Annotated in this window: 18 protein-coding genes, 1 tRNA gene and 1 pseudogene; 10 read left to right on the top strand and 10 right to left on the bottom strand. The window is 65.4% G+C overall.

Annotation, left to right across the window (positions count from 1 at the left end; translation table 11 throughout):
- From WKI94_RS09690 to WKI94_RS09680, 3 genes are all read right to left on the bottom strand, one after another.
- On the bottom strand, nt 1-224 hold a 224-nt coding region (locus WKI94_RS09690), incomplete at its 3' end, for a bifunctional DNA primase/polymerase (RefSeq protein ID WP_337845536.1).
- Between the two features lie 70 nt (nt 225-294).
- Nucleotides 295-423 carry a hypothetical protein gene (locus WKI94_RS09685; RefSeq protein WP_337845535.1) on the bottom strand — a complete coding sequence of 43 codons (129 nt, stop codon included), beginning with the start codon at nt 421-423 and terminating at the stop codon, nt 295-297.
- A 47-nt stretch (nt 424-470) separates the two neighbouring features.
- A complete protein-coding gene (locus tag WKI94_RS09680) occupies nt 471-923 on the bottom strand; it encodes a helix-turn-helix domain-containing protein (RefSeq protein ID WP_337845534.1) in 453 nt (150 codons plus the stop codon).
- 139 nt (nt 924-1,062) lie between these two features.
- Between WKI94_RS09680 and WKI94_RS09675 the strand changes: the two genes are divergently transcribed.
- Nucleotides 1,063-1,824 carry a S24 family peptidase gene (locus WKI94_RS09675; RefSeq protein ID WP_337845533.1) on the top strand — a complete coding sequence of 254 codons (762 nt, stop codon included), beginning with the start codon at nt 1,063-1,065 and terminating at the stop codon, nt 1,822-1,824.
- Between the two features lie 456 nt (nt 1,825-2,280).
- Here WKI94_RS09675 and WKI94_RS09670 read toward each other — a convergent pair whose 3' ends face one another.
- Nucleotides 2,281-2,484, bottom strand: coding sequence for a helix-turn-helix domain-containing protein (locus WKI94_RS09670; protein WP_038069916.1), 204 nt, complete (start codon nt 2,482-2,484; stop codon nt 2,281-2,283).
- An 80-nt stretch (nt 2,485-2,564) separates the two neighbouring features.
- Here WKI94_RS09670 and WKI94_RS09665 point away from each other — a divergent pair, with 80 nt between their 5' ends.
- A complete protein-coding gene (locus WKI94_RS09665) occupies nt 2,565-3,701 on the top strand; it encodes a site-specific integrase (protein ID WP_337845532.1) in 1,137 nt (378 codons plus the stop codon).
- A gap of 62 nt (nt 3,702-3,763) precedes the next feature.
- On the opposite strand, the gene WKI94_RS09660 is transcribed toward WKI94_RS09665, so the two are convergent.
- A tRNA-Ala gene (locus WKI94_RS09660) sits at nt 3,764-3,838 on the bottom strand.
- Between the two features lie 163 nt (nt 3,839-4,001).
- Here WKI94_RS09660 and rpsB point away from each other — a divergent pair.
- Genes rpsB through WKI94_RS09620 form a run of 8 tightly spaced genes read left to right on the top strand, consistent with a single transcriptional unit; the run spans nt 4,002 to nt 10,281 of the window.
- Entirely contained in the window at nt 4,002-4,775 is a 774-nt protein-coding gene (gene rpsB / locus WKI94_RS09655) for a 30S ribosomal protein S2 (protein WP_337845531.1), read from the top strand.
- Nucleotides 4,772-5,362, top strand: coding sequence for a translation elongation factor Ts (gene tsf, locus WKI94_RS09650; protein ID WP_337845530.1), 591 nt, complete (start codon nt 4,772-4,774; stop codon nt 5,360-5,362). Before rpsB ends, tsf begins: the two co-directional genes overlap by 4 nt.
- A 53-nt stretch (nt 5,363-5,415) precedes the next feature.
- A complete protein-coding gene (pyrH, locus tag WKI94_RS09645; RefSeq protein ID WP_337845529.1) occupies nt 5,416-6,120 on the top strand; it encodes a UMP kinase in 705 nt (234 codons plus the stop codon).
- A 9-nt stretch (nt 6,121-6,129) separates the two neighbouring features.
- Nucleotides 6,130-6,687 (top strand): ribosome recycling factor, encoded by a 558-nt coding sequence (gene frr / locus WKI94_RS09640; RefSeq protein WP_337845528.1) that lies wholly within the window; start codon nt 6,130-6,132, stop codon nt 6,685-6,687.
- Nucleotides 6,688-6,721: 34 nt separating this feature from the next.
- Nucleotides 6,722-7,546, top strand: a complete 825-nt coding sequence (locus WKI94_RS09635) for a phosphatidate cytidylyltransferase (protein ID WP_337845527.1) — start codon at nt 6,722-6,724, stop codon at nt 7,544-7,546.
- Complete coding sequence (gene dxr / locus WKI94_RS09630) at nt 7,543-8,646, top strand: 1-deoxy-D-xylulose-5-phosphate reductoisomerase (protein WP_337845526.1); 1,104 nt, start codon at nt 7,543-7,545, stop codon at nt 8,644-8,646. Before WKI94_RS09635 ends, dxr begins: the two co-directional genes overlap by 4 nt.
- Nucleotides 8,643-9,653 (top strand): M50 family metallopeptidase, encoded by a 1,011-nt coding sequence (locus WKI94_RS09625; RefSeq protein ID WP_337845525.1) that lies wholly within the window; start codon nt 8,643-8,645, stop codon nt 9,651-9,653. Before dxr ends, WKI94_RS09625 begins: the two co-directional genes overlap by 4 nt.
- A gap of 1 nt (nt 9,654) precedes the next feature.
- A complete protein-coding gene (locus WKI94_RS09620) occupies nt 9,655-10,281 on the top strand; it encodes a glycosyltransferase family 2 protein (protein WP_337845524.1) in 627 nt (208 codons plus the stop codon).
- Here WKI94_RS09620 and WKI94_RS09615 read toward each other — a convergent pair.
- From WKI94_RS09615 to WKI94_RS09595, 5 genes and pseudogenes are all read right to left on the bottom strand, one after another.
- Nucleotides 10,268-10,789: a hypothetical protein gene (locus WKI94_RS09615; RefSeq protein WP_337845523.1), complete on the bottom strand. Its 522-nt coding sequence runs from the start codon at nt 10,787-10,789 to the stop codon at nt 10,268-10,270. The two genes, WKI94_RS09620 and WKI94_RS09615, sit on opposite strands and share 14 nt — an antisense overlap.
- Nucleotides 10,786-11,571: a pyrroline-5-carboxylate reductase gene (proC, locus tag WKI94_RS09610; RefSeq protein ID WP_337845522.1), complete on the bottom strand. Its 786-nt coding sequence runs from the start codon at nt 11,569-11,571 to the stop codon at nt 10,786-10,788. The genes WKI94_RS09615 and proC overlap by 4 nt, the downstream gene beginning before the upstream one ends.
- A 3-nt stretch (nt 11,572-11,574) precedes the next feature.
- Nucleotides 11,575-12,768, bottom strand: a complete 1,194-nt coding sequence (locus tag WKI94_RS09605; protein ID WP_337845521.1) for a transcription antitermination factor NusB — start codon at nt 12,766-12,768, stop codon at nt 11,575-11,577.
- Nucleotides 12,765-13,037, bottom strand: a complete 273-nt coding sequence (locus WKI94_RS09600; RefSeq protein WP_014515944.1) for a stage V sporulation protein S — start codon at nt 13,035-13,037, stop codon at nt 12,765-12,767. Before WKI94_RS09600 ends, WKI94_RS09605 begins: the two co-directional genes overlap by 4 nt.
- A gap of 80 nt (nt 13,038-13,117) precedes the next feature.
- Nucleotides 13,118-13,469: pseudogene (locus WKI94_RS09595) on the bottom strand (integrase core domain-containing protein); the annotation flags it as partial.

Below are 13,469 nucleotides of genomic sequence, written 5' to 3'. Positions count from 1 at the left end.
GGGAAGTCCCGGCGTAGCGCCTCCCAGGCCTCCCCCTGGTCCACATCAAGGACCAAGACCCCCTCCGGGGCCAAAATCCCCACCCCGGCCTCGGGGCAGGACCGCCACCAGGCCTCGAGGGTGGCGGGATCCTGGGAGGCCTCCTTGAGACCGTGGGGGACCAAACGAAAGTGGGGACGCTTTTCTCCGGGAACAAGAGGGAGAACAGCGTAACCTAACCGCACATACCGTTGCAAAACGGCCAGGAGCGTGGTACAGTTGGCCTTGGGGAACCTCACGTAGCACCTCCTCTCTCTACCGGGGAGAGGGGGTTTTCCGTCGCCTAAGCCGTCGTACCCTCTCCCAGTCCCGCCTCAGCGCCTCCAGCGCCACCTCCATGGAGGGGTAGACTCCATGGATCCAGCCGTCCACAATGACGGCCACCTCGTCCCTACCCTGTATAACTTCCAGGCTAAACCGCGGCTTTCCCTTCATTCTACTGCCACCTCCGCATTCTCCAGGTACCGCTTAGCAAAGCTTTGTAGTTCTTCTATGGAAAAGACCGTCTGTCCTCTTGGCCCGGGTACCAGACGGGGGCGCAACAAACCAGAACGAACCGCGTTTTTGATGTAGCTACGGGAAACCCCGAGATAGCGCGCCGCCTGGTCTACAGTGAGGTAACGAGGAGCAGGCTCTCTACCAGAGGGTGGCTTGTACGCAAAAGCCTCCGCAACCCTCTTACCCATTAGAATTTCCAAAACCGCCGTCTCGGGAATTCCTAAGCGCTCAGAAAATACCCTCATTATAGGGAAAACAGCTTTGACACCCGGCTTTCTCTCGCCTCGTTCCAGTCTCCATAAGTAACTGCGCGACAACCCGGTTGCTCGCGCGAGCTCAGCTATGGTCATCCCAACCATTCCCCTGAGTTCCCGCAACCCGCGCATGACTAACCTCCTCGTATAGGAACATACGACACTAGTAGCCAAATGTCAACGGGTAAAACGCCTCACAGACTTCTTCTGTCGGCCTTCCCCTTCTAGGGGTCTTGCTCATGGGTAAGACAAAGAGGAAAGTATAGTAGTAATGGCTTGGACATGGGACGACACAAAAAAAACTCGTAACATTGACTGGGATCTAGTTGCCCAATACTCCGCAAAGGAGTTCGGTCGGTTTCTCCGATCGCTACGGGAACGGGCTCGGCTGACCCAATCAGATATAGGGTATCGTGCAGGGGTGGACCAGACCTATGTCTCCATGATTGAAACCGGCAAGAGGGATATAAGACATGTCTCCGCCGAACGAATGCTCCGATTGCTTCAAGCTTACGGACTCACAAAAGAAGACATAGACCACCTGCTGAAAGCCTGGAGTACACCAAAAGAAGAGAGGACGCACTACACCGAAACCCCTCAAAACGCTTCCGAAGTCCACCCCTACCGCCTCCCCGTGGTAGAGGGAGGAGCTGGCTCCCCCTCCTTTGAGGACGCGAGAGAGTTCATGCTCTTCTGGTTGCCCCCAATGAAGGGCAAAAAGGAGACCTCTCTCTTCGCGGTGAAGATCACCGGAAACTCCATGGAACCCCTCCTCTATGAAGGCGACTACGCCATCGTGGACACGGAAACCCCTCCCCTCACCGGGGCCATCGTGGCCGTGGGCATCCCGGGAAACGGCATCGTGGTCAAAAAACTCGCGGAACGAAACAAGCAACTCTACCTCGAAAGCGTCAACCCCCTCTACGAAGACATCCCTCTCCCCGAAGACGCAAAAATCTGGGGACCCGTGATCAGCGTGGTCCGAAACTTCCACCAAGGGTTCCCCTCTAAAAAACTTAAGGCTTTACCCTGAATACCCTGCTCTTCACCGCATCCATCGCGGGTGCGGTGCTTTCCTCCAATCACAGCATACCACAAGGGTATAAATCTGTGAAGATGTCGCCAGTTTTCAAAAACGCGGTCGTCTTATTGGAAGACACGATGTCTACCGTAGATTCGGTGTCGTCCCCGTGACTCCCCTCCTCTTTCTTCAGGGCGGTCACGATGAAGTCACGGAACACCCTGTAGCAACGGTCCACCGTACCCTGTACCTCGTGTAGACCCCGCGAAGTCAACATCTACCCTGTAGACACCTGACCACGCAATCCCTTGAAAGACACGGAATACACGGAGCTTTCCGTGTAATCAGAGCTCCACCGTGTTCCGCGCGAACTCCACGGAGACCTCGGAGTCTCCGGTCAGCGAAAGGGCTTCCGCCCCCTACCCCCGCTCTGATGAGAGAAGGTAGGAGGCGGCGGGGAAGGCGAGGCTAGGTGGTCACCCTCCCCGCCTCCATCTCCCGCACGAACTCCTCCAGGACCTCCCGCCGGATCAACACCCGCCGCCCCACACGAAACGCCTTCAACGCTCCCTTGCGAATCCAGTTCCGCACCTGCGTGGACGACACCCCAAGCGCCCACGCCGCCTCCTCCATCCCGTACACCAACTTGGCCTCTTCTAGTTTCTCCATCATCCTCTGCCTCCTTTCACCACAACTATAGTAGAAAACCCGCCTTCCGTCAAGCCCTTCCAGGTGTCGGTATCATGTCCCTTATGCCGAAGCGGAACCGGAAAGGGGAGGGCTCTGTGCGCTACCGGGAGGACCTGGGGGTCTACGAGGTGCGCCTCACCGTGGGGGGGAAGCGGAAGAGCTTCTACTCCCCCGGTCCCAGGAGCCGGGAGAACGCGCGGAAGGCGGAGCTTCTGCGCCGCAAGCTCGCCCTGGCCTACGGCCTCACCCGGGCTGACCCCGAGGAGCCTCCGGGCCTCCTGGAGTGGCTGGAGGCCCACGCGGAGGCCGCCCGGGCCGAGGGAAGGCGGGAAAACACCCTCAACGAGTACGCCCGCTACACCCGGCTCGTGGTGGACCGCCTCGGCTCACCCCGCCTGGACCACCTCACCCCAGAGCGCCTGGAAGCCCTCTTCCGCGCCCTCGCCCAGGAGGGGTACAGCCGCTCCACCGTGACCCACGTCCGCAACTTCCTCCACGCCGCCCTGGAACGGGCCGTGCGCTACGGTCGCCTCCACGAAAACCCCGTGGACCGCACCGTCCTCCCCCGCTTCCCCCAGCGGGAAGTGGGCCGCGAGATCTCCGAGGAAGAACTCCGCCGCGTTCTGGAAGTCCTCAAGACCCACCGCCTCTACCCCGCCTTCTACCTCCTCGCCGCCTACGGCCTCCGCCGGGGAGAAGTCCTCGGCCTCCTCTGGTCCGACATCGACTTCGAAAAAGACCTCCTCCACATCCGGCGCGCCCTCACCGTCAACACCCGCACCGGAAAACCCATCCTCGGCCCCACGAAGACCTCCGGCTCCAACCGCGTCCTCCCCCTCACCGAAGAGGCCAAGGAAGTCCTCCTCGCCCACCGGGAACGCATGGTCCTGGAAGAGCTGTACCACCCACAGGGCCTCGTCTTCCCCTCCACCACGGGTAACCCCGTCCACCCCAGCAACCTCCGGCGCACCTGGCTCCGCGTCCTCAAGAAGGCCGGAGTACCCCGCGCTCGCCTCCACGACCTCCGGGGCACCTTCATCACCCGCGTCGTCCGGGAGACCAAAAACCCTAAGCTCGCCGCCGCCCTCGCAGGCCACAAAAGCCTCGCCGTGGCCCTCCAACACTACACCCGCGTCTCCGAAGAAGACCTCAAACAGACCCTCCGCCACCTCGACCCCCTTGGCAAAGACAAGGGGTAGTCAAGGGGTAGTAAAACGCCAACCCCCGGGGGAGACCCCGGGGGATTTCCTCGTCCCTGACTTGGTGGAGCGGCGGGGATTTGAACCCCGGACCTCCCGCTTGCAAGGCGGGTGCTCTCCCTCTGAGCTACCGCCCCAAGCCTAGGAGAGTATAGGCCAAAGGGGGGGCTTACGTAAAGGCGGAGGGCGGCCTATAATCGGAGGGGTGTGCCGGACCAGCCCTTGGGCAGGGGAAGGTCCCTTGGGAAAGAGGCCGGCGCACGGGAAACGCCAAGCCCAACCTTCCCCGGTGGGAGGAATATGCCTGTAGAAATCAGCGTCAAGGAGCTCCTAGAGGCCGGGGTCCACTTCGGCCACGAGCGCAAGCGGTGGAACCCCAAGTTCGCCAAGTACATCTACGCGGAGCGCAACGGCATCCACATCATTGACCTCCAGAAGACTATGGTGGAGCTGGAGCGCACCTTCCGCTTCCTGGAGGACCTCGCCATGCGCGGGGGCACGATCCTCTTCGTGGGCACCAAGAAACAGGCCCAGGACATCGTGCGCATGGAAGCGGACCGCGCGGGGATGCCCTACGTGAACCAGCGCTGGCTGGGCGGCATGCTCACCAACTTCCGCACCATCTCCGCCCGGGTGCAGCGCCTGGAGGAGCTGGAAGCCCTCTTCGCCTCCGAGGAGATCAACGAGCGCCCCAAGAAGGAGCAGGTGCGCCTCAAGCACGAGCTGGAGAGGCTACAAAAGTACCTCTCGGGCTTCCGCCGCCTAAAGCGCCTTCCAGACGCCGTCTTTGTCGTGGACCCCACCAAAGAGGCCATCGCGGTGCGGGAGGCCCGCAAGCTCTTCATCCCTGTGGTGGCCCTGGCGGACACAGACTCCGACCCTGAGCTGGTGGACTACATCATCCCCGGCAACGACGATGCCATCCGCTCCATCCAGCTCATCCTCTCCCGGGCGGCGGACCTCATCATAGAGGCCCGGGGTGGGGTGGTGGAACCCTCCCCCTCCCTGGCCCTGGTGGAGGAAGCGGAGCGGCAAGCCCAGATGGGCTCTGGGGACGAGGAGGTGGAAGCGTGAGCCAAGTGGAGATCATCAAGAAGCTCCGGGAAGCCACCGGGGCCGGCATGATGGAGGTGAAGAAGGCCCTGGAGGACGCAGGCTGGGACGAGGAAAAGGCGGTCCAGCTTCTCAGGGAGCGGGGGGCCATGAAGGCTGCCAAGAAGGCGGACCGGGAGGCCCGGGAAGGGGTCATCGGCCACTACATTCACCACAACCAGCGGGTGGGGGTTCTGGTGGAGCTCAACTGCGAGACGGACTTCGTGGCCCGGAACGAGCTCTTCCAGAACCTGGCCCGGGATCTGGCCATGCACATCGCCATGATGAACCCCCGCTACGTCTCCGCCGAGGAGATCCCAGAGGAGGAGCTGGAAAAGGAGCGCCGGATCTACATCCAGGCAGCCCTAAACGAGGGCAAACCCCAGCAGATCGCGGAGAAGATCGCCGAGGGGCGGCTGAAGAAGTACCTGGAGGAGGTGGCCTTGCTGGAGCAGCCCTTTGTGAAGGACGACAAGATCCGGGTAAAGGAGCTTATCCAGGAGGCCATCGCCAAGATCGGGGAAAACATCGTGGTGCGGCGCTTCTGCCGCTTTGAGCTGGGGGCATAGGCCATGAGCGCATCCCGGGGCCCTACCCCTTTAGGGCCCCGGTTTTTCCTGCCATGCGGTACAAACGGGTTCTCCTCAAGCTTTCAGGTGAGTTCCTCACCCAAAACGGCTTCGGCATAGAGCCCGAGGCCACCAAGGCCCTGGCCCGGGAGATCAAGGCGGCCTACGAGACGGGGGTCCAGCTGGCCATCGTCATCGGGGCGGGGAATCTCTGGCGGGGGGCCCGGCAGGGGGTGGGCATGGACCGGGCCACCGCGGACTACATCGGGATGCTGGCCACCATCATGAACGCCCTGGCCCTGCAGGACGCCCTCGAGGCCCTAGGGATCCCCACCCGGGTCCAGACCGCCCTCACCATCACCCAGGTGGCCGAGCCCTACATCCGCCGCCGCGCCCTGAGACACCTGGAGAAGGAACGGATCGTCATCTTCGGCGGGGGGACGGGGAACCCCTTCTTCTCCACCGACACCGCCGCCGCCCTAAGGGCCTTGGAGGTGGGGGCGGAGGTGGTCCTCATGGCCAAGAATAAGGTGGATGGGGTCTACTCCGACGACCCCCGGAAGAACCCTAGCGCCCAGCGCTTTGACGAGCTCACCTACCTGGAGGTTCTGAACCGGGGCCTGCAGGTCATGGACTCCACCGCCATCACCCTGTGCATGGAGGCGGGCCTTCCCATCGTGGTCTTTGACATCTTTAAACCCGGCGCCCTGGTGGGTATTATCCAGGGGGAAAAGGTGGGAACCCTCATCCACCCTTAGGAGGGAGCCATGACGCTGAAAGACCTCTGCGCCCAAACCCGAGCCCACATGCAAAAGAGCCTCGAGGCCCTGGAGCACAACCTCTCTGGCCTGCGCACGGGGCGGGCCAACCCCGCCCTCCTCCTTCACCTCAAGGTGGAATACTACGGCACCCACGTGCCCCTGAACCAAATCGCCACGGTCACCGCCCCGGACGCCCGTACCCTGGTGGTCCAGTCCTGGGACCAGAACGCCCTAAAGGCCATTGAGAAGGCCATCCGGGAGTCCGACCTGGGCCTGAACCCCGCCAACAAGGGGGATGCCCTCTACATCAACATCCCCCCCCTCACGGAGGAGCGCCGCAAGGAGCTGGTGCGGGCGGCCCGGCACTACGCGGAGGAGGGGCGCATCGCCATCCGCAACCTCCGCCGGGAGGCCCTGGACACCCTGAAAAAGCTGGCTAAGGAGCTCCACCTCTCCGAGGACGAGGTGAAGCGGGCGGAAGGGGAGATCCAGAAGATCACCGACGAGTTCATCGCCAAGGTGGACGACCTGGCGGAGAAGAAGGAAACGGAGATCCTGGGCTGATGCAAGGGGTGCCCTTAACCCCCTGGGGGGAACGGTGAAGGATGACCTGCCCGTACGGGTGGGCTCCTCCCTGGTGGGGGCCCTTTTGCTCCTTCTCGTCCTTTGGGCGGGGCTTCCCCTCATCCTCCCCACCCTCCTCTTTGTCCTTTGGGTTGGGGGGCTGGAGCTTAAGGAGATGCTGGCCAAAAGGGGCGTCGCCCTCCACCTCCCGGGGCTTTTCCTGGGGGGGACCCTCCTCTACCTCTTCTCCCTCCCCCCCCTCCACTGGCACTTTCCCCAGGTGCCTTGGCGGGAGGTGGCCCTGGGGCTTTTCCTCCTGGGAAGCTTTGGCTTTGAACTCCTCCAGGGAGCCAACCTCCCCCGCTTGGCCTTCACCCTCCTCGCCTTCCTCTACCTTCCCTGGAACCTGGGCTACGTCCTCCTTCTCCGGGAAACCCCCGATGCCGGGCTTGGCCTTTGGATCCTCTCCCTCCCCATCGTGGCCAGCTTCGCCACGGACATCGGGGCCTACTTTGCGGGGCGGTTCTTCGGCCGGAACAAGCTCGCCCCTAGCATCAGCCCGGGCAAGACCGTGGAGGGGTCCTTGGGGGGCATCCTGGTGAGCTTCCTGGCCATGGTGGCCTATACTAGCCTGGTGCAGGAGGTTTTTCCCTTTGGGTTTTTGGAGCTCCTCTTCTTCAGCCTCCTCCTCTCCCTGGCGGCCCAGGTGGGGGACCTGGCGGAGTCTATGCTGAAACGCTACTGCGGGGTGAAGGACTCCGGGCGCTTCCTGCCCGGGCACGGGGGGCTTTTGGACCGGATAGACAGCCTCCTCTTCACCTTCCCCCTCACCTACTACCTGGTGGTGCTCTTCACATGAAAAGGGTGGTGATCTTAGGGTCCACAGGATCCATCGGCCGGCAGGCCCTTGAGGTCTGCCGCCTAAGGGGCTACCGGGTGGTGGGCCTGGCGGCAGGGAGGAACCTGGAGGTCCTCCTGGAGCAAATAGAGGAGTTCCGGCCCCTTTTGGTATCCGCGGAAAAGGCCCTCCATCCGGAGCTCAAGGCCCGCTTTCCCGGGGTCAAGCTGGGGACGCCTGAGGAGGTGGCGGCCCTGGAGGCCGAGGTGGCCGTGGCCGCCATCCCGGGCCTGGCGGGGCTAGGGCCCACCCGCATGGCGGCCAGGACGGGAAAGCGCATCGCCCTGGCCAACAAGGAGGCCATGGTGGCCGCGGGGCCCCTCCTTTGGCAGGAGGTGGAGGCCTTTGGGGCGGAGATCCTTCCCGTAGACTCGGAGCACTCCGCCCTTTTCCAGGCCCTTCTCGGGGAGAGGCGGGAGGACGTGGCCGAGCTCATCCTCACCGCAAGCGGCGGGCCCTTCCTCAAGGGGCCCGAGGACCTCTCTGGGGTCACGCCGGGGATGGCCCTGGCCCACCCCAGGTGGCGCATGGGCCCCAAGGTCACCGTGGACTCCGCCACCCTCTTCAACAAGGGCCTCGAGGTCCTGGAGGCCAAGGAGCTCTTCCGCTTCCCCCTGGAGAGGATCCGGGTCCTGGTCCACCCCGAGGCCTACGTCCACGGCCTGGTGCGCTTTAGGGATGGGAGCCTGAAGGCCCAGCTTGGCCCCACGGACATGCGCCTGCCCATCCAGTACGCCCTCACCTACCCGGAACGGGCGGAAACCTTCCTGAAAGACCTCCCCCTCCCCGAAACCCTCACCTTCCTACCCCCAGACCCAAAGCGCTTCCCCGCCCTGGAGGTGGCCTACGAGGCGGGAAGGCGGGGAGGCGTGGCCCAGGTGGCGGTCTCCGCCGCGGACGAGGTGGCGGTGGAGGCCTTCCTAAAGGGGCGCATCCCCTTCACCGCCATCCCCAAGGTGCTGGCCCAGGTCCTGGAAAAGGTCCCCAGCCTTCCCCTAACATGGGGGAACCTCTTTGCCGTGGACACCTGGGCCCGGGAAGAGGCCAAGAGGTGGGCATGAGCCTCATCTGGTTTTTGGTGATCATCGGGGTGAGCATCTTCGTGCACGAGCTCGGCCACTACCTGGCGGCGAGGGTCCAGGGGGTCCGGGTCAAAGCCTTCAGCATCGGGTTTGGCCCCGTCCTCCTGAGAAGGGCCGCCTGGGGCACGGAGTGGCGGCTTTCCGCCATCCCCTTGGGGGGGTACGCGGACATCGAGGGCCTCCTCCCGGAGGAAAAGGGCCGAGGGTACGACGCCCTCCCCTTCCCCGGAAAGCTTTTGGTCCTGGTGGCCGGGGTCCTCATGAACCTCCTCCTGGCCTGGACCCTTTTGGGCTACCTCTTCAGCGCCCAGGGGGTGCCGGAGGCCACGGGGCGGGCGGTTATCCTCGAGGTCCTGCCCGGTAGCCCCGCGGAAGGGGCGGGGCTTAGGGCGGGGGATGTCCTCCTTCAGGTGGATGGCCTCCCCCTTTCCGCCCCCCAGGACATCAACCGGGTGAAGACCCCAGGGACCCATACCCTCACCGTCCTGCGGGGGGGGGAGGAAGCGACCCTTGGCCTCACCTGGCGGGAAGGGATGGAAAGGCTCGGGGTGGTCTACCAGCCCGAGGTGCGCTTCAGGAAGGTGGGCTTCCTGGAGGGGGTGGGGCTGGCGGTGGCCCGCTCGGTGGGGTTCCTCCCCCAGATGGTGCGGGCCCTGGTAGGGGGGGTGGTGGGGGCCCTTTCCGGCAACCCGGATAGCGGGGTGGTGGGCCCTGTGGGCCTGGTGGCGGAGGCGGGCCGGGCGGCCAAGGAGGGGCTCTTCCGCCTCCTGGAGCTCACCGCAGCCATCAACCTCTCCCTGGCCCTCTTCAACCTCCTCCCCATCCCCGCCCTGGACGGGGGGCGGATCCTCCTCCTCTTCCTGGGCCGCCTCTTCCGCCTGCGCCCGGAGCAGGAAGCAGCGGTGCACTACCTGGGCTTCCTCTTCCTCCTCCTCCTCATCCTGGCCGTGACCTTCCAGGACATCCGTAGGCTTCTTGGGGGCTAAGGTGGAGGCCACGGTCCTCATCCCCGCCCACAACGAGGAGGCCACCATTGCCCGGGTGGTGGAGGTGGCAAGGGAAGCCGGCTTCCCCGTGGTGGTGGCGGACGACGGTTCAAAAGACCGCACGGCGGAGGAGGCGCAGCGGGCGGGGGCGGAGGTGGTGCGCCTCCCCCAGAACCGGGGCAAGGGGGGGGCTTTGGCGGAGGGGCTTAAGCGGGTGGAAACCCCTTTGGTCCTCCTCCTGGACGCGGACCTGATGGGCCTCCGCCCCGAGCACCTCTTCGCCCTCCTCAGCCCTGTGGCCCAGGGGGAGGTGGAGATGGCCGTGGGGGTCTTCAGGGGGGGACGGCTTTCCACCGACCTGGCCATGCGCCTCACCCCCTTCCTCTCGGGGCAAAGGGCCCTCCGGACAGAGGCCTTGAGGGGGGTGCCGGGCCTCGAGGGTGCCCGCTACGACCTGGAGCTCCTCCTCACCCGCCACGCCAAGGAAGCAGGCTGGCGGGTCCGCTACCTCCCCCTACGGGGGGTGAGCCAGGTGATGAAGGAAGAAAAGCGGGGGCTCCTCGCGGGCCTCCGCCACCGCCTCAGGATGTACGGGGAGATCCTGCGCTACGCCCTTAGAAGGGGGTGAAGCGGAGGAGCTCCACCCAACTCCTCCCCACGCGGAAGGCCACCACCCCCAGGCCCGGGACCAGGTACACCTCCTTAAGCTCCGTCCCCCCCTTTTCCGTGGTATAGGCCAGGCGGATGCGCCAGGCGTTGTAGGCTCCGGCCGCCACCCTAAGCCCCTCCAGCCCCTCCACCCGCCCCGAGAGGGCCACCTTCTGCCCCTGGAAGCGGGCGCTTCCGCTGTAGGCCTGGCCGGGGTAGGGGGCATGGGGGTAGAGGAAAAGGGGAGGGTCAAAGGGGAAGTACCGCCCGGAAAGCTCCACCCCCAGGAGGTGGACCCCCTCGAGGGCCAGGCGGAGCCGGTCTTCCCGGAAGGCCTCGCCCCCTTTGAGGTAACGGAGCCGGTACACCCCTTCCCCCGGGAGGAGCTCCTGCAGGGTACCGTCGGAGTAGATGTACCGCCCCCCTTTCGGGGGAAGGGGCTGGGCCAGGGCTAGGGCCAGGAAGAGGGGGAAAAGAAGGGACCTCACTCCGCCTCCCCAAGCTCGTGGCCCCTCTTGGTGGCCGCCTCCACCGCCTCGTAGAAGGCGGCGCGGAGGGCGCGGGCCTCGAGGGCGTGGAGGCCGTGGATGGTGGTGCCCCCTGGGCTTGCCACCTCGTCCTTAAGCTGGGCGGGGTGGCGGCCCTTGAGGAGCTCCCCCGTGGCCGCCAAGGCCTCCGCCGCCAGGCGCAGGGCCAGGGCCCGGGGCATGCCCATCTTCACCCCCGCGTCCGCCAGGGCCTCGGCCACCAGGGCCAGGTAGGCGGGGGCGGAGGCGGACATGGCGGTGAAGGGGTCAAAGAGGTGCTCGGGGATCTCGTACACGTCCCCCACGGTGGCGAAAAGGGCCCGGGCGAAGTCCAGATCCCCCGCCTCCCGGGCCTCGCGGGTGGCGGTGAGGGCGGTGGAGCTCTCCCCGATCACCGCGGCCAGGTTGGGCATGGTGCGCACCACCCGGCGGTTGTCCAGCCTTCGGGCCAGGACCGCGGTGGACACCCCGGCCATGATGGAGATGTACCCCACCCCCGGGTGGGCCAGGAGGGGAGCCAGGGCGGGGAAATCCCGTGGTTGGACGGCGAGGAGGACCCGCTCCGCCTGGGGAAGGTCTTCCGGGCGCAAGGGCCGGAGGCCAAAGGGGGCGGCCAGCTCCTGGCTCCGCTCATAGGTGCGCCCCAAGACCCCCATCTCCCCGGGGGCCAGGAAGCCCTTCTCCAGGATGCCCTTTAGGATGCTCTTCCCGAGCTTCCCTAAGCCCACGAAGGCGAGCTTCATAGGTTAGAGTTTAGCCCGCCGGAGCCGGGCGTAGTAGAACCCGTCCAGGCCCTCAAGAGGGGCCACGTAGACCCCAAGCCCCGCCCGGAGGACGGGCAAGGGGCAAGAGAAGGGCTCGGGGGTAAACTCCGGATGGTCCTCCAGAAAGGCCCGCACCATCCCTTCCCCCTCCTCCTCCGTGAGGGCGCAGACCGCGTAGACCAAAACGCCCCCCTCCTCCACCGCGGCGGCCGCGGTCTCCAGCAGGGCCCTTTGCAGGCGGGCCATCTCTTTCGGGGCCTCGGGGGCGAGGCGGTAACGGAGCTCGGGGTGGGCGCGCAAGGTGCCGGTTCCCGTGCAGGGGGCATCCAGGAGGACCTTGAGGGCCTTTTCCCCTAAGGGTGCCCGCAGGTCCTGGGTGCGGTAGGCCACCTCGAGACCAAGCCGCTCCGCCGTCTTCCGCCCCGCGGCCTGGCGCCTGGGGTTCAGGTCGTAGGAGACCACCTCCGCCCCCCTCGAGGCCAGGTAAAAGGCCTTAAGCCCTGCCCCCCCGCAGAGGTCCAAGACCCTTTCCCCGGGGAGGGCCTCCAGGAGCTTGGCGGCGAAGAGGGAGGCCGGGTTTTGGGGCTGAAGGCCAAGGGCGGGGAAGTCCGCCTTGGGGCCAGGCCAGACGTAGCTATCCGGCAAGGGACCCGGGGGGAGGCCCTCCACCTCACGGTAGGCGGTGACGAAAAGGGGGGCGGGCTCGTTCAGGGCCTCGGCGAAGAAGAGATCCCCGAAAAGGCCCTGCCAGGCCCGAAGGAGCCACTCAGGGAGGGAAAGCCGCACCCAAGGGGGGGCCTCCCGGGGCCTAAGGCGGCGGAGGACCGCGTTCACCAGGCCCGCTAGCTTGGGATGGTGGGCCTTGGCCTCCTCCACCCAGGGGTGGACCCGGGCGTGGTCCTCCTTGCCCAAAAGCCACTCCAAAGCCCCCAGGCGGAGGGTCCAGCGGATGGCCTTAGGAAGCCGCTCGGGGCGGGGCAGGTGGGGTTCTAAGAGGAAGTCCAGAAGGTAAAGCCGCCGGAGCGCCCCGTAGACCAGGTGGGTGGCGTAGGCCTTGTCCCGCTCGGGCCAGGGCAGGCGGTCCAGGGCCTGGTCCAGAACAAACTGGGCCTTAGCCCCCTCCTCCACCTTAAGGAGGAGGCGCAAGGCCAAGGCCCTTGGGGTCTTGGGCTTCAAGACTCCAGGGGGTGGGCCTTGATGCTGAACTTCAGGGCGGTCCGCTCCTCGTTCTCCAGGTCCAGCTTGACGAAGGCGGGCTTCACCACCAGGTCCAGGTTATCGGGGGCGATGTAGCCCCGGGCAATGGCGATGGCCTTCACCGCCTGGTTCACCGCCTGGGGGCCGATGGCCTGGACCTCCACCTCGCCCTTGGTGCGCAAAAGCGCCGCGATGGCACCGGCCACGGAGTTGGGACGGGACTTGGAAGAGACGCGCAACGTTTCCACTTTGACCTCCTAAAGCTCGGAAGGCCACCCCCTTCGGGCGGCTTCAGCCCCATGCTAGGACAAGGAGCGGGAAAAGGCAACTAGATGTAGTTGGCCAGCACATTTGAGACTCTGTGGGGACCCCCTCCTCCTTGAGCTTAGCCAGGAACCCCAAGGGCGCAAGACCCCCCAAAGCCCGGTGCAGCCTCCGCCCGTTGTAGTAGTCCAAATACGCATCCAACTCCCGCTGAAGCCCCTCAATCCCAGAAGGCAGAGGACGCGTGTAAAACTCGTCCCGAAACGCCCGCTGCATGCGCTCCACATGCCCATTCAACTTGGGACTCCGCGGAGGAAGCTCAAACAACCGGATGCCCAAACCCCTACAGGCCTCCTCAAACTCCGCCATAAACTCGCTACCCCCATCCACCTGCACCGCCCGGATGGGAAACGGAC

Source organism: Thermus sp. (assembly GCF_037444525.1).
Lineage (GTDB): Bacteria > Deinococcota > Deinococci > Deinococcales > Thermaceae > Thermus.
Note: the sequence above shows the minus strand (reverse complement) of the source record. Positions and strands in the feature narration are given on the sequence as shown.